The following is a 21,311-nucleotide window of genomic DNA, read 5'->3' as shown; positions in this document are numbered from 1 at the left end:
CGGAGCAGATCAGTCGCCGAGGCGGCGCAGCACGCCCTCCGCCGCCGCGAGGCCCGTGGCGAAACTGGCCTGCAGGAGGTAGCCCCCGGTGGGCGCCTCCCAGTCCAGCATCTCCCCGGCCACGAACACGCCCGGCCGGTCCTTCAGCATCAGGTCGCGGTCCACCGCCTCCAGCCGCACGCCGCCGGCCGAGGAGATGGCCCGCCCGAGGTCCTGCACGCCGGTCAGGCGCAGGGGCGCGGCCTTGATGGCCCGGGCCAGGGCGGCCGGGTCCGCGGGCAGGTCCTTGCCGTGCGCCTCGCGCAGCAGGTTGGTCTCCACCGGCGACAGCTTCAGGGTCCGGCGCAGGTGGTTGGAAAGGCTCTGGCCGCCCCGGGGTTTCGCCAGCCGGCGGGCGAGGTCGGCCGCGTCCATGTCCGGCCGCAAGTCCACCTTCAGCACCGTTCCGCCCTCGGCGGCGATCGCCTCGCGCAGGGCCGCCGAGATCGCATAGATCGCCCCGCCTTCCAGGCCATAGCGACTCACCACCGCCTCGCCGCGGACTGTGCGGCCGTCGTGGGTGAGGGCGATGCCCTTCAGGGGCGTTCCGGCGAAGCCCTGAATCACCGGGCTCCAGGCCACGTCCACGCCCATGTTGGCGGGGCGGAACGGGACGACCGCGTCCGGCAAGTGGGCGGCCCAGGCCCCGTCGGTCCCGAGCTTCGGCCAGGAGGCGCCGCCCAGGGCCAGCACCACGGCGTCGGCCCGAAGCCTCGTCTCGCCCTCGGGCGTGCGGAAGACGAGCTCGCCGTCCGGGCTCCAGCCCCGCCACGCGTGTCGCAGGCGCAGCCCGACCTTCAGCTCCGCCAGCCGCGCAAGCCAGGCCCGCAGCAGCGGCGAGGCCTTGAGCGACTTGGGGAACACCCGGCCCGACGAGCCCACGAAGGTCGGCTGGCCCAGCCCCTCGGCCCAGGCCGTCAGGGCTGCGGGCGGGAACCGCTCCAGGTGCGGCCGCAGCCAGTCGCCCGCCGCGCCATAGCGACCGACGAAGGCCTCGAAGGGCTCGGAATGGGTGAGATTCAGCCCGCCGCGCCCGGCCATCAGGAACTTGCGCGCCGGCGACGGCATCCGCTCGTACACGGTCACCGTCAGGCCGGCGTCGGCCAGCCGCTCGGCGGCGAACAGCCCGGCGGGCCCCGCCCCGATGATCGCGACGCTGCGGGGCGCCACGGCCCTAGCGGTTGGCCATGGCGATCAGCGCCGCAAGGCCCACGGCCATGCCGCGCACGCTTTCGGGCTTGGCCACGTCGATCCATTCGTCCGGCGCATGGGCCCGGCCGCTCGTGCCGCCCGAGCCGATGGTCACCGCGGGAATGCCCAGGCTGATGGGCATGTTCGAGTCCGTGGAGCTGGCCCCCAGGATCGGCTGGTAGCCCGCCGCCCGCGCCGCCGCGGCGGTCAGCTGCACGATCTCGGCGTCCTCCCGGGTGTTGCCGGTGGGCCGGTCGCCGATCTGCTTCACCTCGGCGGTGATCTTGCCGGGGCCGGTGTTGCGAGCCGCGTTCTCGGCGGCCACCGCCTCCTCGACGATCTGCTTGAATCGGGCGTCGATCTTGGCCAGCTCCTCGGGGCTTTCCGAGCGCATGTCCACCTCGAGCCAGATGGACTCGGGGATCGAGTTCACGCTGGTGCCGCCGCCCACCACGCTGGTGGCGTAGGTGGTTTTGGGGCTCCGGGGCGTCTCCAGCTTGTTCATGGCCACCACCGCATTGCCCATGGCGGCCATGGGATTGACGATGCCGAAGGCGCCATAGCTGTGCCCGCCCGGCCCGTTGAAGGTCACCCGGTAGCGCTTCGAGCCCACCGCGCCCGAGACGATGCGGTCGGCGCTGGTGCCGTCCATGGAGAAGAAGGCGGCGATCCGGTCCTTGTACTTGCCCTTGGTGAAGATGTGCCGCACGCCGCGCAGGTCGCCCGGGCCTTCCTCGCCCACATTGCCCACGAACAGGATGTCGCGCTTGGTCTTCACCTTCCCGGCGTCCAGGGCGCGGATGTAGCCCAGCAGCACCGCCAGGGCGTGGGTGTCGTCGCCGACGCCCGGGGCGTACAGCTTCGTGCCTTCGCGCCGCACCTTCACATTGGTGCCCTCGGGGAAGACGGTGTCCAGGTGGGCGGCGATCACCACCACCGGCCCGCCGGCCGGCCCGGTCCCGCGCCGCAGGCCCATGACATTGCCTTCGGCGTCCATCTCCACGTCGGTCAGCCCGTGGGCCTTCAGCATCTCCATATAGGCCCGGGCCCGCTTCTCCTCCTTGAAGGGCGGCGCCTCGATCTCGGTCAGGGTGATGGTGTCGGCGACGATGCGCTCATGCTCGGCGTCCAGCCGCGCCATCGCCGCCTTGAAGCCCGCAGAGGCCCGGACCTGCTGGATCGTGCGGTCCGCCTGGGCGGGGCTCACCTGGGCGAGGGCGCCCGTGGTCAGCGAGAGGGAAAGAACAGCGGCCAGCGCCAGCCCTGAAACGCGTAACATCGTCATGGAATCCTTGCCTGCGAGCGGCGCGCATATCAGCCGATCCCACCGCCTTTTCCTAGGCCGCCCGCGGGGATGGGGCGCATTACTCGGATTTAATGACCGCAATCGTGCGCGCCTGCTTGCCGCGCCCGCGCCCCGGCCTCTAAGCCTTCGTCCACACAACCGACAAGGGGGACCGGCGCGTGCACAACCGACGCCAGCTCATGATCGCCGCGGGGGGCCTCGCCGCGCTCGCCGCCACCGGCTCCTGGGCCCAGCCTGCCAGCGGCGCGGAGGCCCAGCTCGCTCAATTCCTCGACCAGGTCTTCAAGGAGGCCCTCGACGACAGCCCCGAGCTCGTCACCTCCCTGGGCCTCGACAAGGGCGAGCGCGCGGCCGCCAAGGCCCGGCTCCATGACGCCTCCCTGGCCGGCGAAGAGGCGCGCAAGGCCCGCACCGCCGACCAGCTGCGCCGGCTGAAGGCCATCGACCGGCGCCGGCTCTCGGGCATGGCGGCGGTCAACTACGACACCATGCTGTTCGAGCTGGAGACCACCGACGAGGGTAATCGCCGCTTCGCCTATCCCTCCAACGGCAGCCCCTATGTCCTGGCCCAGATCACCGGCTCCTGGCAGGAGGTCCCGGACTTCCTCGACAGCCAGCACGGGGTCGAGACCCGCGAGGACGCCGAGGCCTATCTCGCCCGCCTTGAGGTCTTCGCCGCCAACATGGACGCCGAGATCGAGCGCGTGCGCCGCGACGTGGGCCTGGGCGTCGTCCCGCCCGACTTCGCCATCGAGGGCGCTCTTGCCGGCATGAAGGTGCTGCGCCAGCCCGCGGACAGCTCCACCCTCGTCACCGCCCTGGCGGACAAGGCCCGCAAGGCCGGCCTCGCGGGCGACTGGCAGGCGGCCGCCGCCAAGGTCTACGAGTCCAAGGTGGTCCCGGCCCTCGACCGGCAGATGGCCCTGCTGGAGAGCCTGAAGCCCCGGGCCGTCCACGACGCCGGCTGCTGGCGCCTGCCCGATGGCGCCGCCTACTACGCCCACATGCTGCGGGCCCAGACCACCTCGACCCTCAGCCCGGCCGAGGTTCACAAGATGGGCCGCGACGTCACGGCCGAGCTGTGGGCCCGGGCCGACGTCCTCTTCAAGCAGCTGGGCTACACCAAAGGCACCGTGGGCGAGCGCTTCATCGCCCTCTACGAGGCCAAGACCGGCGTCTATCCCAACACCGACGAGGGCAAGGCCCGGATCATCGCCGACCTCAACGAGGAGGTGCGGAAGATCACCGCCCGCCTGCCGGAGCAGTTCGGGACTCTGCCCAAGGCGCCCCTGGAGATCCGCCGCATCCCGGCCGCCACCGAGGGCGGCGCCTCCACCCACTACGAGGGCCCCAGCCTCGATGGCTCGCGCCCCGGCGTCTACTGGCTGAACCTGCGCGACACGGCCGAAAGCCCGTACTGGTTCCTGCCCACCACCACCTATCACGAGGGATTGCCGGGCCATCACATGCAGATCGCCCTGCAACTCGAGGCCGACCTGCCGATGATCCGCCGGGTGATGGGCTTTGGCGCCTATGCCGAGGGCTGGGCGCTGTACTCCGAACAGGTGGTCCAGGAGATGGGCGTCTACGAGGGCCAGCCGCTCAACGAGCTGGGCTACATCCACGACGCCCTGCTGCGCTCGGCGCGCCTCGTCTGCGACACCGGCCTGCACGACCTGCGCTGGAGCCGGGAGAAGGCCATCGCCGAGATGCGCGCCATCGAGGGCGACCCCGAGCCGCTCGCCGCCCAGGAGATCGAGCGCTACTCGGTCTGGCCGGGCCAGGCGTGCAGCTACATGGTCGGCAAGGTGACCATCCTGCGCCTGCGCGAAAAGGCCAAGGCCGCCCTCGGCCCCCGGTTCGACCCGCGCAAGTTCCACGACGCCATCCTGCTCTCCGGCTCCATGCCGCTGACCGCCCTGGAGAACGTCGTCGACCTCTACATCGCCCGCGAGACCCAGGCCTGAAGACGCGCCGTCATCCCGGCCGCACGCCGCTCAGGCCGACCGCCTGCGGCGCCCGGGATGACGCGCTGAGGAGCATGTGACCCCATGACCATCCACCGCCGCCACTTCCTCGCCGGCTCCGCCGCGCTCGCCGCCCTGGCGCCCGGCCTCGCCGCCGCCCAGCCGCGCACGGACGAGGACGCCAGGCTCCGCGCCCTGTTCGACGCCATGTTCGAGGAGACCCTCGACCACTCGCCCCAGTCGGTGACTCGCCTCGGCCTGCACAAGGGCGCGCGCATGGCCCAGAAGGCGCAGCTCGACGCCGAGTCCATCGGCGCCCTGGAGGCCCAGCGGGCCCGCAACGCCCGCAACCTCCAGTTCCTCAAGGCCATCGACCCGGCCAAGCTGAGCCCGTCCGAGGTTCCGCACTACGAGGCGGTCCTGTTCACCGCCCAGGCCGACGACGAGGCCAACCGCCGCTACGTCTATGGCAACGGCGGCGCGGGGCAGCCCTACGTCCTCTCGCAGCTCACCGGCTCCTATCAGGACACCCCGGACTTCCTCGGGACCCAGCACAGCATCGAGACCAAGGACGACGCCGACGCCTATCTCTCGCGCCTGGCCGCCTTCGCCGAGGTCATGGACCAGGAGACCGAGCGGGCCCGCCGGGACGTGGGCCTGGGCGTCATCCCGCCCGACTTCGTGCTGGAGCGGGCCCTGACCCAGATGGCCAATCTCAAGGTCGACCCGGCCGCCTCGCCCCTCGTTACTTCCGTCGCCACGCGCGCCGCCGAAAAGGGCATCCCCGGCGACTATGCGGCCCAGGCGGCGAAGATCTACGCCGAGAAGGTGGTCCCGGCCCTCGACCGCCAGATCGAGCTGCTCCGCTCGCTGCAGCCCAAGGCCGTCCACGACGCCGGCTGCTGGCGCCTGCCCGACGGCGAGGCCTACTACCGTGACGCCCTGAAGAGCTCGACCACCACCACCCTCACCCCCAGGGAAATCCACGAACTCGGTCTGGAGCAGGCCAAGGCCCTGTCGGCCCGCGCCGAGGTGATCCTGCGCGGCCGGGGCCTGACCCAGGGCTCGGTGGGCGAGCGCATCCAGCACCTCTTCAAGGACCCGGCCCAGCTCTATCCCGACACCGACGAGGCCAAGGAACAGCTCATCGCCCACCTCAACCAGATGGTCCGCGACATGCAGCCCCGCCTGCCCGAGATGTTCGGCGCCCTGCCGAAGGCGTCGGTGGAGATCCGCCGGGTGCCCAAGTTCATCGAGGCCGGCGCGCCCGGCGGCTACTACAACCGGCCCGCCCTCGATGGCTCCCGTCCGGGCATCTACTGGATCAACCTGCGCGATTCCGCCGAGAACCCGCGCTGGACGCTCAAGACCCTGACCTATCACGAGGCGATCCCGGGCCATCACCTGCAGCGCTCCCTGCAGCAGGAGGCCGACCTGCCGATGCTGCGCCGCATCGCCGGCTTCTCGCCCTTCTCCGAGGGCTGGGCGCTCTATTCCGAACAGGTGGCCCTGGAGATGGGCGTCTATCGGGACGACCCGCTGGGCGAGCTCGGCCAGATCCAGGCCTCGCTGTTCCGCGCCGCGCGCCTGGTGGTCGACACCGGCCTCCACGACCTGCGCTGGAGCCGCGAGAAGGCCATCGCCGCCATGACCGCCATCGACGGCTCGCCCGAAAGCTCGGCCGCCACCGAGATCGAGCGCTACTGCGTCTGGCCGGGCCAGGCCTGCAGCTACATGGTCGGCAAGCTCACCTGGCTGCGCCTGCGGGAGAAGGCCAAGGCGGCTCTCGGCCCGCGCTTCGACATCCGCCGCTTCCACGACGCGGCCCTGCTGTCCGGCGCCATGCCGCTGACGGTCCTGGAAAGCGTCGTCGACCGCTACATCGCCGCCTCGAAGGCCTGATCCACCCCATCGGCCCGGGCGCCGTGCGGCGTCCGGGGCTGAAGGGCCATGGGAAAATGGGGGAGACCCGCATGACCGCCCACCTCGACCGCCGCAGCTTCCTCGCCACCACGGCCGCCGCCGCCCTCGCCGGGGCCGCCCCGGCCCTCGGCCACGCCCAGGGCTCCGAGGACGCCCGCCTGCGCGCCCAGCTAGACGCCATGTTCGAGGCGCTGGTGGACGACAGCCCCGAGTTCGCCACCGCCCTCGGCCTCGACAAGGACCGCCGGGCGGACATGAAGGCCCGGCTCGACGACAACTCCCTGGCCGCCAAGGCCCGCCGCCTGGAGCGCTCGCGCGAGTGGATGAGGGCGCTCAAGGCCATCGACCGCGAGCGCCTGTCCCAGGGCTCGAAGATCGACCTCGACACCGTCCTCTATGTGCAGGAGCGGGCGGTCTATTCCGGCGACCGCTACAAGTTCGGCGACGTGGGCCGCAACTACAGCCCCTTCGTCATCAGCCAGCGCACCGGCTCCTATCAGGACATCCCCGACTTCCTCGACAGCCAGCACAAGGTGGCGACCGCCGCCGACGCCGAGGCCAATCTGGAGCGCATCCGCGCCTTCGCCGTGCAGATGGACCAGGATCTGGAGCGGATGAACCACGACGTGGCCCTCGGCGCGGTCCTGCCGGCCTTCGCCGTGCCGCTCGCCCTCGGCCAGATGCGCGCCCTGCGCGACCAGCCGGCCGCCCAGACCGTCCTCGTCACCTCCCTCGCCAAGAAGGCGCAGGCCGCGAACCTTCCCGGCGACTGGGCCGGCCGGGCGACCAGGATCGTCGAGACCGAGGTGTTCCCGGCCCTCGATCGGCAGATCGCCGCCATGGAGGCCCTGAAGGCCAAGGCCAAGCCCGACACGGGCGCCTGGGCCCTGCCGGACGGTGAGGCCTACTACGCCGATGCGGTGAAGAACTCGACCACCACCAACTACACACCCGAAGAGGTCCACCAGATGGGCCTGGAGCAGGTGCGCGACATCACCGCCCGGCTCGACGCCATCCTGAAGTCCCAGGGCCTGACGCAAGGGACCGTCGGCCAGCGCCTCGCCGCGCTCAACGCCGATCCGAAGCAGATGTACCCGGACACCGAGGAGGGCCGGGCCCAGATCCTCGCCGACCTGAACCGCCAGATCGCCGACATCTACAAGGACCTGCCGAAGGCCTTCCGCACCATGCCCAAGGCGCCGGTGGAGGTTCGCCGGGTGCCGGTGTTCATCCAGGACGGGGCGTCCAACGGCTACTACCAGTCGCCGGCCCTCGACGGCTCCCGGCCGGGAGCCTTCTACATCAACCTCAAGACCACCGCCGACTGGCCCCGCTACAACCTGCCGACGCTCACCTATCACGAGGCGGCGCCGGGCCATCACATGCAGATCGCCATCGCCCAGGAGAACCCGCAGATTCCGATCCTGCGGCGCACGGGCTTCGGCAACTCCGCCTTCTCCGAGGGCTGGGGCCTCTACGCCGAGCAGGTGGCCGACGAGATGGGCGCCTACGCCAATGATCCCCTGGGCCGGGCGGGCTACCTCCAGTCCATGCTGTTCCGCGCCGCGCGCCTGGTGGTGGACACCGGCATTCACGCCAAGCGCTGGACCCTGGCTCAGGCCACCCGGTATATGGTGGACACCGTCGGCAACACCGCGGCTCGCTCCCAGCGCGAGGTCGAGCGCTACTTCATCAGCCCCGGCCAGGCGAACAGCTACAAGGTCGGCCACACGGTCTGGGTTCGCCTGCGCGAGGAGGCCCGCAAGACCCTGGGTCCGAAGTTCGACGTGGCCGACTTCCACGATGCGGCCCTGCTGTACGGCAACATGCCGATGACCGTGCTGGAGCGGCGCATCCGCGACTGGGCGGCGGCCCGGGCCTGAGGCGCAGCGCCAGCCCGCCGCCTTCAGGGCCGGCGCCTGGCTTCGGCTGACGGGGACGGTGAGCCTGCCCGTCAGCCGCGCCGCGCACGCCCCGCGCCGCCAGCGCACCTCCTCGATGGCCTCCTGCGCCTCTACCTGCCGGCGGGGGCCCTCCGGGGCTTCGGCTTCACTGAGACCTATGTGGCGGTCGCCTGGCTGCCCTGGGCGCCCAATCTGCTGCTCGCCGAACTCTACCTCCGACGGAATGGCGAACGTCGGTCGCTGCTGACAAACCCTGTCAGCAGCCGGGCGTAGGATCGCGTACGGGTCTGGCGATCAAAGCAGGAGCTCCGCACATGTCGGACGAACTCGTCTTCTACACCCACCCCATGTCCCGGGGCCGGATCATCCGCTGGATGCTGGAGGAGGTGGGGCAGCCCTACACCACCCGCGCCCTCGACTGGGGCGAGACCCGCAAGGCTGACTATCTGGCGATCAATCCCATGGGCAAGGTCCCGGCCATCGTCCACGGCGATGTGGTGGTCACCGAATGCGCGGCCATCATCGCCTACCTGGCCGACGCCTTCCCGCAGGCGAACCTCGCCCCGCCGCCGGGGTCGAAGCTGCGCGGCGCCTATTATCGCTGGCTGTTCTTCGGGGCCGGCCCCATCGAACAGGCGGCGGGCGTCCGCAGCCTGGGCGTAGAGCCCACCGACGAGCAGCGCATCGCCCTCGGCTTCGGCAGCATGGGCGACGTGCTCGACACCCTGGAAGACGCCCTGACCGGCCGCGAATATCTGGTCGGCGACAGCTTCACGGGGGCGGACCTCTACATCGCCTCGCACCTGTGGTGGGGCATGGAGTTCGGTACGCTGGAGAAGCGGGCCGTGTTCGAGGCCTACACCGCCCGCTGCGACGCCCGTCCCGCCAGCCGCCGCGCCAGCGAGATCGACGACGCTCTGGCCGCCCAGATGCAGCCCGCGCCTGAGCCGGCGGAATAGCCGCACGGCCCCGGATCCCCCTCGGGGGAGGTGGCGCTAAGCGCCGGAGGGGGTGGCGCGCCGAAGTGCCCGCATCACCCCCTCAGTCCTCCGGAGCGGCTCCCCCAAGAGGGAAGCCACACAGCCTCACGCCCCTTCGCGCGCCAGCCGGCCCACGTCCTCGGCCAGCCGCCCGTGCAGCTCGCTCATGTGGTCGAAGTCGGCCTCGAAGGCCCCGAGCCCCTGGGTCAGGCCGCGCAGTTCGGCGATCAGGTCCTGGCGCTCGCTCTGCGGCAGATAGGCCTCGATGCGCTCCCATCCGCGCCAGTCCTCCCGCGGGCCCAGGCCCAGGATCTGGCCGCGCCGGGCAGTCAGCGCCGAAGTCACGTTCGAGGCCGCCGGCGAGGGCGAATAGACCACCAGCTTCTCGATCGGCTCCAGGAGGATGGTCCCGGCCGCCTTCATCGCCTCCTCAATGGCCAGCCGCCCGGCGGTGCGGAAGGCCATTTCCGAGGAGTCGACGCTGTGGGTCTGGCCGTCCAGCAGGGTCACCTCCACGTCCGTCACCGGATAGCCCGACAGGCCCCTGGCGAGCCCGTCGCGCACCCCGTCCTCCACCGCCGGAATCCACTGCCTGGGCACCGCCCCGCCGACGATCTTCGAGACGAAGACGAAGCCCGAGCCGCGGGGCAGGGGCCTGGCCTCGATGGTCACGTCGGCGAACTGCCCGTGGCCGCCCGACTGCTTCTTGTGCCGGGCCCGCTGGGTCACCGCCTGGCGCAGGGTCTCGCGGTAGGGCGTCTTCGGCTCCCGGGTGTCGATCTCCACCCCGTAGCGCCGCTTCAGCCGCTCCAGGGCCAAGCGCACATGGCCCTCGCCCTGGCCCGCCAGCAGCACCTGCCGGGCCTCGGCGTCGTGGGTCAGGAACAGGCCGGGATCCTCCTCGACCAGCTTCGACAGGGCGCCGGAGAGGCGCACGTCGTCATTGCGGTTCCTGGCCACCAGGGCCACGGCGAACAGGGGCCGCCTGGGCCGCGCCGCGGCCGTCACGCTCTGGGGCTCGCCGCTGGTGGACAGCACCTGGCCGGCCAGGGCTTCCTCCACCTTGCCGATGGCGCAGATGTCGCCCACCGGCGCCTGGGCGATCTTCTTCAGCGCAGCCCCCTGCACCGAGAACAGCCCCCCGGCGCGCCGTCGCTGGCCGTCGGCCAGGACGAACTCGGCGCCGTCCGCCAGGGCGGCCCCGAACACCCGGGCGTAGGCGAGCTTGCCCGACTGGCCGGCGTAGGCCGTCTTGAGCACATAGGCGCCCTGGGAGATCGCCAGCCGCGCGGCGGCCCGGGCGGGCGGCGGCGTTTCGTGGCGAAGGGCCTTCAGCAGCCGGCGCACCCCAAAGCCGTTCTGGGCCGAGCCGAAGAACACCGGGGCGATCAGCCCTTCGTTCATCTCCCGCACCAGGTCGGCGAACACCGCGTCCCGGCTGGGCGTCACGTCCGTGAGCAGCTGTTCCAGCAGCGCGTCGTCGAAGTCGGCGATCTGCTCCAGCATGTGGAAGCGCGCCTGGGCCTCGGCGTCGGCGAGGTCGCCGGGGATGTCCACCTGCTCCGATGGCCGCCCGGGCCGATAGACGAAGCAGCGCTCGAGGGCGAGGTCGATGAAGCCCGAGACCTTGTCTCCGTCCCAGGTGGGGATCTGCCGGGCCACCAGCGGCGCCGACGAGACGGGCGCGAGGGCCTCCAGCAGCTCCTGCAGGCTGCCCCGGGCCTGGTCCATCTTGTTGATGAACAGGGCGTGCGGCACGCCCAGCCGCTCCAGCTCGCGCAGGGTCGGCTGCAGCAGCACCGCCTTGGCCGGGTCGGGCTCGGCCACCACCACCGCCAGGTCCACGGCCGGCAGGGCGGCGTCCAGCTCGGCGCAGAACTCAAGCGACCCGGGGCAGTCGACCACCACATAACGGTCGCCCATGAAGTCGAAACCCGCCAGGTTCAGCTCCACCGAATGGCCCCAGGCCTTGGCCTCGGGGCTGGTGTCGCCCACCTCGCCGCGCCGGTCGGCGGCGCCGGTGACGTGCAGCAGAGCCTCCATCAGGGCGGTCTTGCCGGCGCTTGTGGGGCCCACGAGCGCGAGCGCCCGAACGGACCCCTTTTCCTGGATTGCCATGGTCGTTTCTCCCAGCATCGCTGGCGTCCTGTCTCCAGGGCGCGATGAAGGGCGGCCGACGGCGCTCTAGTGGGCCGGCCGACGCCGCCCGATGGGAAAACCCTACGCCTCACGCCCGCCGAACGCCGTTCCCGAATTCGTGAACGGTCTTCCTTCCGGACGACCGTAGGCCCTCCCGGATGACGCCTGAGCCCTACCGCGCCAAGGCCGGACGCATGCGGGGCGGGCGCACCTTCGTCTCCGGCCGGTCGGAGGCGGCGCCGTAGTACCAGCCCTGGGCGTAGTCCACGCCCGCCAGCCGCACGGCGCGTTCGGCGTCGGCGGTCTCCACCATCTCGGCCAGGGTCTTCACGTTTAGCTCCCGGCACAGGTTCACCAGGTGCCGGAGGAAGGCGCTTTCCCGCCCGCCGTGCTGCAGGTCGCGGATGTAGCGGCCGTCGATCTTCAGGATGTCCACGGTCAGCTGCTGCAGATAGGCCAGGGACGCCGCGCCCGCCCCAAAGTCGTCCAGGCACACCTCGCAGCCCGCCGCCCTCAGGGCCTGGAGCCGCCGGTCGGCGGCGGCGAGGTCGTCGATGGCCGCGCTCTCGGTGATCTCCAGGATCAGCCGGTCCCGGGTGTCGGGCCGCGCCTTCATCAGCGCCTCGGCCCGGGCCACGAAGGCGTCCGATGCGATCGAGCGGCCCGAGATGTTCACCGCCAGGGCCGTCTTCGGCTGGGCCTGCAGCACGTCCAGGGCCTTCTCCAGGATCGCAAGGTCCAGGGGTTCGATGAGGTCCATCTCCTCCGCCGCCCGGATGGTCGGATAGGGGCTCTCTTCCTCGCCGAACCGCACCAGCACCTCGTGGTGGCTCACCCGCCCGTCCATCAGCCGCACCACCGGCTGGTAGGTGAGGCGGAAGTCCCGGTCGCGGATCGTCGCCCCGAGCGCCCGGGCGTCGTCCAGGGCCCCCTCCAGCACCTGGTCCAGCACCGCCGACAGGCTCTCGGGGCGGCCATCGGTCAGTCCCGCCTCCACGAAGCTGTTCAGGGCGAAGCGCAGGGCGCGGATCGCCTGCCTCGGCTCGCTCATCTCGCCCATGGCCATCACGCCGGTCTCGGGCGTCACCGGCAGGGGGATCAGCTTGCGCAGCCGCGCCTGCAGGGCGCGGGCGTCCTCGCCCCGGGCGCGCACGAGGGCGAAGCGGTCCTCGCCCAGGTCGGCGGCGGCCTCCCCGCGGTGGGCCAGGGCGCGCAGCACCCCGGTCAGCTGGTCGGTGAGCCCGGCCCGGGCGTCCTCGTCGGCCGCGTTCAGGGCCTCGGTGAGGCCGGCCAGCTCCACCAGGGCCAGCTCCAGCTCGGGATCGTCCGCCAGCCGCGCGGCCATGGCCTCGAACTCGGCCCGGCTGAGCAGGCCCTCGGCGCCGCCGGCGCCGGCCCGGGCCAGGGCGCAGGAGATGGCCCCGCCGTTCTGCGGCAGGCGGAAGGCCGACAGGCTGGCCCGTCGCGTCGGCTTGCCGTCCGCGGCGCCCGGCGACCGGTTCGCCAGTCGCACATGGATCGGCCCGGCCCGCGCCCCGGCCTCCAGCCCCATGAACAGGGCGGTGACCATGGCGTGATCGCAGGGGGCCACCACCTCGCGCCAGGGCCGCCCCGCCAGGGCCGTCTCCGGCTCCCCGGCCAGGGCTTCGCCCGCGCCCAGGGCGAAGATGATCCGCCCGTCCCCGCCGATCTCCAGCAGGAGGTCCGCGCCCGCGAAGGCGAAGCCGAGCATGCGGTGCGAGATCAGCTCCAAGGCGGAATCCTAGGCGACATGACTCAACCCTAGGTATTCACAGCTTAAGCCGTCGTTGCGGCGCGTGGTTGACGGAAGGTTGACGCGCCCGCCCCGGGCCCGCTCGCTCCGGGATCAGGCCGGCGTCTTGCTGCGCCGGGCCGTCAGCAGCCGCTCGCGGTCCTTCAGCACCGCATAGAGCCGTTCGCGCTGGTGCTCGCCAGCGGGCAGGGGCGCGCGGTTGTGCTGGATCGCCAGGTCCTGGGCTGCATCCCGGGACAGCGCCTCCATGGCCTTCGGATCGACCCGCCAGAGAATCTCCACCAGGTCGGCCACCAGCAGCTCCAGCGTCGCGACCCGGGACACCAGGTCCCGACGGCTCGCGCGACCGGCGGTGCGGATGTCCTCGGGCATCTCTGGCGTCAGTCCCTGGCTTGCGCTTAGATCGCGCCGATGCTGCGCGCCCACTTGTTAAGGCTTCCATATCGCCGCTCGGCCGGCGGGCGGGGAGGCAGGGCATGAGCGACCTGCCCGTGCGGCCCACCGCCCGGGTCGTCCTGCTCGACCGGCGCGACCGGGTGCTGCTGATGAAGGGCCGCCTGCCCACCGCGCCGCAGGGGGCTGGGGCCTGGTTCACCGTCGGGGGCGGGGTGGAGCCGGGCGAGACCCCGGCCGAGGCCGCTGTGCGCGAAGTGCGCGAGGAGACCGGCCTGCTCGATGTGGAGCTGGGTCCGGTCCTGTGGCGGCGGGAGGGCGTCATGCACCTGCCCGAGCCGACCCTGCTTACCGAATGGTACTTCCTCGCTCGCTGCGAGGGCGGCGAGCCGGACCGCGAGGGCTGGCATCCCCACGAGCGCGATCTGATCGACGACATCCGCTGGTGGCGGCGCCAGGAACTGCTCACCACCACCGACCGGGTCTTCCCGCCGGGCCTCGCTCATCTCCTGGAGGACGTGCTCGCCGGCCGGCTGCCGGCCGAACCCTTCCAGATTCCCTGGACCTAGGGCGCCGGAGCGGGAGCCGCCGGGGAGGGCGGGCCGTTCCAGCTTGGCCGGATGTCGCGCGCAGCAAAAAGGGGACTGGCGGCCGCCTAGCGCGGCCTCCAGTCCCCTTCGTCAGCTCGTCCGCCCCGGATGGGGCGGGGCGCTTAGCCGGTGACCTTCAGGTTGGTCGCCGAGGTCTTGCCCGAGCGGCGGTCCTGTTCGAGGTCGAACTCCACCGTCTGGCCTTCGTTGAGGCCCGACAGGCCGGCCTGCTCGACCGCCGAAATGTGCACGAAGATGTCCTGGCCGCCGCCGTCGGGACGGATGAAGCCGAAGCCCTTGGTGGGGTTGAACCACTTCACGACGCCGTTGCCCGAGCCCATCAGGGCGCCGCGCGGACGCTCGCCGCCGAAGCCGCGGCCGCCGCCGCCGAACCCGCCGCCGCCATAGCCGCCGCCGCCGAAGCCGCCGCGGTCACGGTCGAAACCGGCCGACCGGCGCGGGGCCGGCGCGCCCTGCGCCGTGACCACGATGCCGGTGGCGGCCAGCTTGCCCGAGCGCCGATCCTGTTCGAGTTCGTATTCGACCTGGTCGCCTTCGTTCAGGGCGTCGAGCCCCGCCTGCGCCACTGCCGAGATGTGAACGAAGACGTCCTGTCCGCCGTCGTCCGGTTGGATGAAACCAAAGCCCTTAGCGGTATTGAACCACTTGACCGTGCCGCTCGCCATTCGCCGTAACCTAACCGATAGAAGTCTCGCGCCGCCCCGCGGGGGGACGCCCGGCCAATCCACGCGACGAGCCGTTCGGATGTTGTAGCTGTGGAAATAGGACGTGACCAGCGCCCGTGACATGGGTCTCCAAACGGCCTGGAGCCACGGGTCCGCGTCCCGCCCCCGCCGAGGCGGGGTGCGCCCTCGTAGAGCAGCGCTCCGTGTTCCCCTCCGTGATCAGCCAGGATGACGAAATCCGCCGATGGGCCTAGCGTCCCCGTCGGGAGGGCCCATGAGCGCAGACGTCACCAAGCCCCAGGGACGCATCGGGCTCCTGGGGGCCACGGCCCTGGTCATGGGGGCCATGATCGGCTCGGGGGTCTATCTCCTGCCGGCGACCTTCGGGGCCGTGGGCTCCATCTCCATCCTCGGCTGGCTGGCCGCCACCGCCGCCGCCCTGGCGGTGGCCGGGGTGTTCGCCTGGCTGGGGCCGATGGTCCCGCAGGCCGCGGGGCTGGCGGGCTATGTCCAGGCCGGGCTCGGCCGCTTCCTCGGCGTCCAGACCACGCTCGCCTACTGGTGCTCCTGCTGGTTCGGGGCCGTGGCCATCGCCCTGGCCGTGGCCGGCTACGCCGGCTACCTCGTCCCCGCCCTCCAGGGGACCGGCCCGCGCCTGATCGCCACCATCGTCGTCCTGTGGCTCGGCCTCTTCGCCTGCTGGATCGGCCCGCGGGTTGTGGCCCGGGTGGAAGCCTGGACCCTGGCGCTAGGCCTGCTGCCGGTGCTGGCGGCGGCTCTGCTCGGCTGGTTCTGGTTCGACCCCGCCGTCTTCCTGGCCTCCTGGAACCCCAAGGGCCTGGGCGTCGGCGAGGCCGTCCGGGACAGCGGCCTCAACGCCTTCTGGGCCTTCCTCGGCCTTGAGGGCGCGGCCGCCGTCGCCCTGGTGGTTCGCGATCCCGCCCGCAACGTCCCTCGGGCCACCATCCTTGGCGTGGTCGCCACGGCCGCCGTCTATATCGCCGCCTGCGTCGTGCTCATGGGCCTGCTGCCGGCGACCCGGCTCGCGGCGTCCACCGCCCCCTTCGCCGACGCCGCCAAGGTCGCCCTGGGCGTGGGCGGAGGCGCCTTCATCGCCATCTGCGCCCTGGCCCGCACCTCGGGCTGCGTCACCGCCTGGATCCTGTTCTCGGCCGAGACCACCCGGGGCGCCGCCGACGAGGGGGCCTTCCCGGCACGCTTCGCCAGCCGCGGGGGGCGGATGCCGGCGGTCAATCTGCTGGTCATCGGCGTCCTGATGACCATCGCCGCCGTGGCCACCGTCGCCCCGACCCTTGGCGAGCAGTTCGGCGTCCTCATCAATGTGGCGGCCCTGCTGGCCCTCTACGCCTACATCCTCGCCGGCGCCTCCCTGATCCGCCTTTCCCGGGGCCTCGAAGGCGGCGGGACCCGGGCGGCCGCGGCGCTCACCGGGGGGCTCGCCATCGCCTGCTCCCTGGGGCTTGTGGCCACCGCCCGGCCCATCGAGCTCGCCTACAGCCTCGTCCCCCTCGTCGCGGGGGCGGGCCTGTATCTCGCGCTCCGGCGCCGCTAGAAAACGGCCGTGGCGCCTGGGACGAGGCGGGGGAGGGCCGTGCGATGATGCTGCCCGTGGAGTTCTACCGCGGCGAGGGCATGCTGGCCGCCGATCGCGCCCGCATCCTGCGCCGCACCTGGCAGTTCGTCGGCCTGGTCTCCATGCTGGGTTCGCCCGGCGACTACATCGCCGACGTCATCGGCGGCGCCCCCGTGGTGGTGGTCCGCGACGGCCAGACGCTCCGGGCCTTCCACAACGTCTGCCGCCACCGCGCCGGCGGCCTCGTGCCCGACGGGACCGGCAACTGCGGCGCAGAGTTCGTCTGCCGCTACCACGGCTGGCGCTACCGGCTGGACGGGCGCCTGCGCGCCGCCGTCGACTTCGGCCCTGCCGAGGGCTTCGATCCCCGGAACTTCGGCCTCTATCCGGCTCGGGTGGAGACCTGGCGCGGCCTCGTCTTCGTCAATCTCGACATGGCCGCCGAGCCCCTGGCCGGAAGCCTGGCCCCGCTCGAGCGCCGCTGGGCCGCCGACCTGCCGGCCCACGGCCTGACGGAGCGCCGCACCCACCACATCGCCTGCAACTGGAAGACCTACGTCGAGAACTATCTCGAGGGCTATCACCTGCCCATGGTCCACCCCGAGTTCGACGAGGACATCGTGGTCGCCGACTATTCCGTGGAGATCGACGGCGACCTCTGCTTCCACGCCGCCCCGGCCCGGGACGGCGGCGTCAATGCGGGCCTCTGGGCCTGGCTGTGGCCGAACCTCGCCATCAACGTCTACCGGCACGGCTACATGGTCGAGCGGATGACGGCGACGGGCCCCGAGAGCACCCGCCTCGACTACTTCTACGTCTTCGACCCGTCGAAACAGGCAAAGCTGGCCCAGATGTTCGCCGTCTCCGACCGCGTCACGGCCCAGGACAAGGACATCTGCGAGATGGTCCAGCGCAACCTGGCGGCCGGCGTCTATCGGCCTGGCGTGCTCTCGCCCCGCCACGAGGCAGGGGTCGCCTGGTTCCAGTCTCGCGTGGCCGCCTGCCACGACGGTTTCACCCCTCCAGCCGCGGTGTCCTGAGTCTCACACATGAAGCTTCCCGCGATCCTCGCCGGCCTGGCCCTCGCTCTCTCGGCCGCCGCCTCCGCCGTCGCCGCCCCCGAACCGGCGACGCAGGACTATGTGATCCGCGACTTCCGCTTCCGCACCGGCGAGACCCTGCCCGAGCTGCGCCTGCGCTATCACACCCTCGGCGCGCCCCATCGCAACGCCGCGGGCGAGATCGACAACGCGGTCCTCATCCTGCACGGCACCGGCGGGTCGGGCCGGCAATTCCTCGCCCCGCAGTTCGCCGACGTGCTGTTCCGGCCGGGCGGTCTCCTGGACCCGGCGAAGTACTTCATCATCCTGCCCGACAACATCGGCCACGGCGGTTCGTCCAAACCCTCGGACGGCCTCAAGGCCGGCTTCCCCCGCTACGACTACGCCGACATGGTCGAGGCCCAGCACCGCCTCGTCACCGAGAAGCTGGGGGTGAAGCAGCTCCGCCTCATCATGGGCACGTCCATGGGCTGCATGCACGGCTTCATGTGGGCCACCCAGTGGCCGGCGGGCGCCAAGGCCCTGATGCCCATGGCCTGCCAACCGGTGGAGATCGCCGGCCGCAACCGCGTCTGGCGGCAGATGGCCATGAGCGCCATCACCTCCGACCCGGCCTACCAGGGCGGGAACTACGCGGCCCAGCCCGAGCAGGGGCTGCGGGCCGCGGCCATGCTGCTGGCCTTGGCCGGCTCCTCGCCGATCCCGTGGCGGCAGCAGATGCCCACCGCCGCGGTCGCCGACGCCTGGGTGGCGGCCGAAATTCCCCGCAGGGTCGCCACCATGGACGCCAACGACTTCATCTGGCAGGTGGCCGCCTCGCGCACCTACGACCCCTCGCGGGACCTTGAGAAGATCACCGCTCCCATGACCTGGGTGAACTCGGCGGACGACTTCATCAATCCGCCCGAGCTCGGCCTCGCCGAGGCGGCCGCCGCGCGCATGCCCACCACCCGCTTCATCCTGCTGCCGGTTTCGGAGCGGACCCGCGGTCACGGCAGCCACACCTGGGCCGTCCTCTGGCAGGACGAGTTGGCGGACCTGCTCCGGCGCTCGGAATAGGTCCGCGCGGGGCTCAGCCTACGTAGATCCAGCCCTCGGGCAGGGCGGCGAGCTGGACGTTCTGCAGGACGAGCCGGCCGCCGCCGTCCATGCTGATCACCGTGTCCGCTTCCGCCTGTTCGACGGTGTAGATGGTCCCGGGCAGCAGGTTCACCCGGTCGCCCTCGGCGGCGTTGAAGTCCAGCACCAGGTCGAGGCCGGCCCCGCCCCAGCTGTGGAAAATGTCGGCCCCGGCGCCGCCGATGATGGTGTCGTCGCCCCGGTCTCCGGCCAGCCAGTCGTTCCCGTCGCCCCCCTGAACGAGGTCGTTCCCCTGGCCGCCGCGGACGATGTCGTCGCCGGCCCCGCCGAGGAGGGTGTCGGCACCCGGGCCGCCGTAGATGGTCGTGCTGGACGGTCCCGCCGCCACATAGTCGTCGCCCGGTCGGGCGTCGTAATAGGTCTGGCCCGGCAGCAGCAGGGCCACGTCATTGCCGTCCGTCGAAGGCTGCGGCGGCGGGGTCGGGGCCGGGGAGACCGGTTCGCTGGACGGCGTCGGCTGGACGGTCAGCACCACGTCGTTGCCGTCGCCGCCGATGTAGCTGATGGACCAGGCGCGCCCGGCCCGGGTGAAGGTCGCCCCCTCGGCCAGGCCGTCGAAGGTCCCGGTCACCGCATCGACCCCGTCGTTGTCGATGATGATGAAGCTGTCGCCGGTGGCCGCCGTGAAGCCGCCCAGGAAGCTGATCTCCAGGCCGACGCCGCCCAGGTCCACCGTCCCGGTGACCTGCACCCGGTCGTGATCGGCCACGTTCGTCCCGGCGATCTCCACCGCCAGCTTGCCCGCCCCGGTGAAGGCGAGGTTCCCGGTGTGGAGGGTTCCCGGCGAGTTCCCCGGCGCCAGGGTCCCGTTCACGGTGACGGCCCCCACCGTCCCCGTCCCGCCCCGGGGCGCCGTCCGTGGCCACCGTCACCGCCGAGGCGGCGGCGAGCGAGCCGTTCACCGTCAGTATCCCGCCCTGGACGGTGGTGTCGCCGGTGTAGGTGTTGGCGCCCGTCAGGGTCAGGCTCCCCGTCCCGGCCTTGCTCAGCCCGCCGGCGCCGGTGATGACGCCGGAGAAGGTGGCGCTGCCCGAGAAGGTGGTGGTCAGGACGGCCTCTGCGACGATGCCGCCGCCGCCTGTGATCACCCCAACCGTTTCGTCGTCGGCGACCTGGAGCGAGGCTCCGGCGGCGATCGACACGGCCGCCCCGTCGGACACGGCTTCGCCGCCACTGATGAACACCGCGCCCTGATTGATTGTCACATCGCCGGTGAAGCTGTTCGCGCCTTCCAGCAACAGGGTCCCGGAGCCGATCTTCACCAGCCCTCCGGTCCCGGAGATGGCGCCCTCGATCCCCAGGTGGACGCCGTCGGCGTTTATGTGGACATCGCCGTTCAGGGTGACGTCCCCTGTCTGGGCCGCGTTTGAACCACCGGTGCGCAGCGCCCCGGCGCCGCCGGCGCCGCTGCCGGTCAGGCTGAGGGCGCCGTCGTTCGCGCCCAGGAGCTCGAGCGTCCCGCCGGAGAGCACGGTCGTGGAAATGCCGTCCAGCGTGTAGCTGGCGCTGACCGACAGCACCCCCGCCTCCACCGTAATGGAGCCGCTGTTGTTGTTGATCCCCGTCAGGGCCAGCGCGCCGCCTCCGGCCTTGGTCAGGGCGCCGGTCCCGGCGATCGGGCCGCTCAGGGTCAGCTTGCCGGCGTCCACCGCCACCCGGGTGTTCGCCTCCAGGGTCACGGTCCCCGAGAGGATGTTGTCGCCCGAGACATTGCGCAGGGCGCCGCCGTCCGAGACGCCGGTCCCGTTCAGGGAGATGGCCTCGGCCAGGGTGGTCCCGCCCTGCACCTCCAGCGCCGCCCCGGCCTGCACGGTGGTCGTCCCGGCGGCGTCGCCCAGGGCGCCGGCCGAGCGGACATTGATCGCCCCGGCCTTGATGGTGGTGGCGCCCGCATAGGTGCTGGCGCCCGACAGGGTGAGAGTTCCCGCGCCCTGCTTGGTGAGCCCGCCGGCCCCCACGAAGCTCGTCGCCGTGAAGCGGTCGGTGTTGTCGGTTTCGAAGACCCCGCCGCCGGCTTCCAGGGTCACGGTCCCGATCTGGGTGAAGATGTCGGCGGTGGCGTTGAGAAGTCTGAATGTGCCGCCATCCACGGTGACGCTGGCGCTGCCGCTATCCCGGTCCAGGCGTTGGAGCGTCATGACGGAGCCGGCGCCCGACAGTTCGAGCACCCCTGACCCGCCGCCCACTCCGACGAAGGTGATGAAGTTCGTGAAGTGCGCGCCGTTGGTGATGATGAGCGTGCCGGAGCCTCCTTCGTAGCCGAGATTGGTCACGCCGGAGCCGTTGACCGCGGCGAACACGCCCGCCCCATCCAAGGTCAGGGTTCCCACGCTCTCGTTGCCGATGGTCAATAAGAATGACCTCGTCCAGGTCTCAGGCCCGGTGATCGTCATCGCGCCCGGCGCGGTGTTTCCAATGATGGCTTCGTCGACGGAGATGCTGACGGATCCGCTCGTAGCGATTGGCATAAGGCCCCCTCCTGCGCGCCTTCGCACCCTGTGCGCGCCTGCCCGATTCCCCCGAGGCGACGCGGACGCCGCCGAAAGTGCTGCTAAGGCTCCCGCCCGCGCTTGGCTATCCGTCTGAATAGAGGGGGTGACGGCGGGGGAGGGCTCGACGCCCGG

Annotated in this window: 16 protein-coding genes and 1 pseudogene; 8 read left to right on the top strand and 9 right to left on the bottom strand. The window is 71.7% G+C overall.

The annotated features are described in order from the left end of the window. Window positions 1-9 precede the first annotated feature (9 nt). Complete coding sequence (locus BO64_RS07185; protein WP_496402601.1) at window positions 10-1,209, bottom strand: BaiN/RdsA family NAD(P)/FAD-dependent oxidoreductase; 1,200 nt, start codon at window positions 1,207-1,209, stop codon at window positions 10-12. Between the two features lie 4 nt (window positions 1,210-1,213). Beyond that, the gene (locus BO64_RS07180) at window positions 1,214-2,515 is read right to left on the bottom strand and encodes a M20/M25/M40 family metallo-hydrolase (RefSeq protein WP_496402600.1); all 1,302 of its coding nucleotides are present in this window, start codon (window positions 2,513-2,515) and stop codon (window positions 1,214-1,216) included. 200 nt (window positions 2,516-2,715) lie between these two features. Here BO64_RS07180 and BO64_RS07175 point away from each other — a divergent pair, with 200 nt between their 5' ends. The 4 genes from BO64_RS07175 to BO64_RS07160 all read left to right on the top strand — a co-directional run bounded on the left by BO64_RS07175 (window position 2,716) and on the right by BO64_RS07160 (window position 9,289). After that, window positions 2,716-4,503 (top strand): DUF885 domain-containing protein, encoded by a 1,788-nt coding sequence (locus tag BO64_RS07175; RefSeq protein WP_496402889.1) that lies wholly within the window; start codon window positions 2,716-2,718, stop codon window positions 4,501-4,503. Window positions 4,504-4,587: 84 nt separating this feature from the next. Continuing rightward, window positions 4,588-6,405: a DUF885 domain-containing protein gene (locus BO64_RS07170; protein WP_496402599.1), complete on the top strand. Its 1,818-nt coding sequence runs from the start codon at window positions 4,588-4,590 to the stop codon at window positions 6,403-6,405. Window positions 6,406-6,476: 71 nt separating this feature from the next. After that, complete coding sequence (locus BO64_RS07165; protein ID WP_496402598.1) at window positions 6,477-8,309, top strand: DUF885 domain-containing protein; 1,833 nt, start codon at window positions 6,477-6,479, stop codon at window positions 8,307-8,309. 335 nt (window positions 8,310-8,644) lie between these two features. Next, on the top strand, window positions 8,645-9,289 hold the full coding sequence (locus tag BO64_RS07160; protein WP_496402597.1) for a glutathione S-transferase family protein: 645 nt from the start codon (window positions 8,645-8,647) through the stop codon (window positions 9,287-9,289). Window positions 9,290-9,415: 126 nt separating this feature from the next. Here BO64_RS07160 and BO64_RS07155 read toward each other — a convergent pair whose 3' ends face one another. From BO64_RS07155 to BO64_RS07145, 3 genes are all read right to left on the bottom strand, one after another. Next, the gene (locus BO64_RS07155; RefSeq protein WP_496402596.1) at window positions 9,416-11,428 is read right to left on the bottom strand and encodes an elongation factor G; all 2,013 of its coding nucleotides are present in this window, start codon (window positions 11,426-11,428) and stop codon (window positions 9,416-9,418) included. 193 nt (window positions 11,429-11,621) lie between these two features. Next, the gene (locus tag BO64_RS07150) at window positions 11,622-13,202 is read right to left on the bottom strand and encodes an EAL domain-containing protein (protein ID WP_496402595.1); all 1,581 of its coding nucleotides are present in this window, start codon (window positions 13,200-13,202) and stop codon (window positions 11,622-11,624) included. A 114-nt stretch (window positions 13,203-13,316) separates the two neighbouring features. After that, window positions 13,317-13,595: a hypothetical protein gene (locus BO64_RS07145; RefSeq protein WP_496402594.1), complete on the bottom strand. Its 279-nt coding sequence runs from the start codon at window positions 13,593-13,595 to the stop codon at window positions 13,317-13,319. A gap of 104 nt (window positions 13,596-13,699) precedes the next feature. On the opposite strand from BO64_RS07145, the gene BO64_RS07140 reads away from it, so the two are divergent. Continuing rightward, complete coding sequence (locus tag BO64_RS07140; RefSeq protein ID WP_496402593.1) at window positions 13,700-14,185, top strand: NUDIX hydrolase; 486 nt, start codon at window positions 13,700-13,702, stop codon at window positions 14,183-14,185. 143 nt (window positions 14,186-14,328) lie between these two features. On the opposite strand, the gene BO64_RS07135 is transcribed toward BO64_RS07140, so the two are convergent. Together BO64_RS07135 and BO64_RS07130 are read right to left on the bottom strand one after the other, a co-directional pair. Then, window positions 14,329-14,547: a cold-shock protein gene (locus BO64_RS07135; RefSeq protein ID WP_496402888.1), complete on the bottom strand. Its 219-nt coding sequence runs from the start codon at window positions 14,545-14,547 to the stop codon at window positions 14,329-14,331. A gap of 156 nt (window positions 14,548-14,703) precedes the next feature. Then, window positions 14,704-14,892 (bottom strand): annotated as a pseudogene (locus BO64_RS07130) (cold-shock protein); the annotation flags it as partial. A gap of 274 nt (window positions 14,893-15,166) precedes the next feature. Here BO64_RS07130 and BO64_RS07125 point away from each other — a divergent pair. The 3 genes from BO64_RS07125 to BO64_RS07115 are packed head-to-tail and all read left to right on the top strand — an operon-like array spanning window position 15,167 to window position 18,606. Then, window positions 15,167-16,465, top strand: coding sequence for an amino acid permease (locus BO64_RS07125; protein ID WP_496402592.1), 1,299 nt, complete (start codon window positions 15,167-15,169; stop codon window positions 16,463-16,465). Between the two features lie 44 nt (window positions 16,466-16,509). After that, the gene (locus BO64_RS07120) at window positions 16,510-17,526 is read left to right on the top strand and encodes an aromatic ring-hydroxylating oxygenase subunit alpha (protein WP_496402591.1); all 1,017 of its coding nucleotides are present in this window, start codon (window positions 16,510-16,512) and stop codon (window positions 17,524-17,526) included. A gap of 9 nt (window positions 17,527-17,535) precedes the next feature. Then, window positions 17,536-18,606 (top strand): alpha/beta fold hydrolase, encoded by a 1,071-nt coding sequence (locus BO64_RS07115; RefSeq protein ID WP_496402590.1) that lies wholly within the window; start codon window positions 17,536-17,538, stop codon window positions 18,604-18,606. Between the two features lie 13 nt (window positions 18,607-18,619). Here BO64_RS07115 and BO64_RS07110 read toward each other — a convergent pair whose 3' ends face one another. Both BO64_RS07110 and BO64_RS07105 read right to left on the bottom strand, forming a co-directional pair. Then, window positions 18,620-19,072 (bottom strand): calcium-binding protein, encoded by a 453-nt coding sequence (locus BO64_RS07110; RefSeq protein WP_496402589.1) that lies wholly within the window; start codon window positions 19,070-19,072, stop codon window positions 18,620-18,622. A 1-nt stretch (window position 19,073) separates the two neighbouring features. Continuing rightward, complete coding sequence (locus BO64_RS07105) at window positions 19,074-21,038, bottom strand: autotransporter-associated beta strand repeat-containing protein (protein WP_496402588.1); 1,965 nt, start codon at window positions 21,036-21,038, stop codon at window positions 19,074-19,076. Window positions 21,039-21,311: the final 273 nt, after the last annotated feature.

This window comes from Phenylobacterium composti DSM 19425 (genome assembly GCF_059568645.1).
Note: the sequence above shows the minus strand (reverse complement) of the source record. Positions and strands in the feature narration are given on the sequence as shown.

What these genes read in the sequence shown, in the direction of transcription:
- BO64_RS07180 (WP_496402600.1), bottom strand. Translation starts at nt 2,515, where the DNA reads ATGACGATGTTACGCGTTTCAGGGCTGGCGCTGGCCGCTGTTCTTTCC.
- BO64_RS07175 (WP_496402889.1), top strand. Translation starts at nt 2,716, where the DNA reads ATGATCGCCGCGGGGGGCCTCGCCGCGCTCGCCGCCACCGGCTCCTGG.
- BO64_RS07170 (WP_496402599.1), top strand. Translation starts at nt 4,588, where the DNA reads ATGACCATCCACCGCCGCCACTTCCTCGCCGGCTCCGCCGCGCTCGCC.
- BO64_RS07165 (WP_496402598.1), top strand. Translation starts at nt 6,477, where the DNA reads ATGACCGCCCACCTCGACCGCCGCAGCTTCCTCGCCACCACGGCCGCC.
- BO64_RS07160 (WP_496402597.1), top strand. Translation starts at nt 8,645, where the DNA reads ATGTCGGACGAACTCGTCTTCTACACCCACCCCATGTCCCGGGGCCGG.
- BO64_RS07155 (WP_496402596.1), bottom strand. Translation starts at nt 11,428, where the DNA reads ATGGCAATCCAGGAAAAGGGGTCCGTTCGGGCGCTCGCGCTCGTGGGC.
- BO64_RS07145 (WP_496402594.1), bottom strand. Translation starts at nt 13,595, where the DNA reads ATGCCCGAGGACATCCGCACCGCCGGTCGCGCGAGCCGTCGGGACCTG.
- BO64_RS07140 (WP_496402593.1), top strand. Translation starts at nt 13,700, where the DNA reads ATGAGCGACCTGCCCGTGCGGCCCACCGCCCGGGTCGTCCTGCTCGAC.
- BO64_RS07135 (WP_496402888.1), bottom strand. Translation starts at nt 14,547, where the DNA reads ATGGGCTCGGGCAACGGCGTCGTGAAGTGGTTCAACCCCACCAAGGGC.
- BO64_RS07125 (WP_496402592.1), top strand. Translation starts at nt 15,167, where the DNA reads ATGAGCGCAGACGTCACCAAGCCCCAGGGACGCATCGGGCTCCTGGGG.
- BO64_RS07120 (WP_496402591.1), top strand. Translation starts at nt 16,510, where the DNA reads ATGATGCTGCCCGTGGAGTTCTACCGCGGCGAGGGCATGCTGGCCGCC.
- BO64_RS07115 (WP_496402590.1), top strand. Translation starts at nt 17,536, where the DNA reads ATGAAGCTTCCCGCGATCCTCGCCGGCCTGGCCCTCGCTCTCTCGGCC.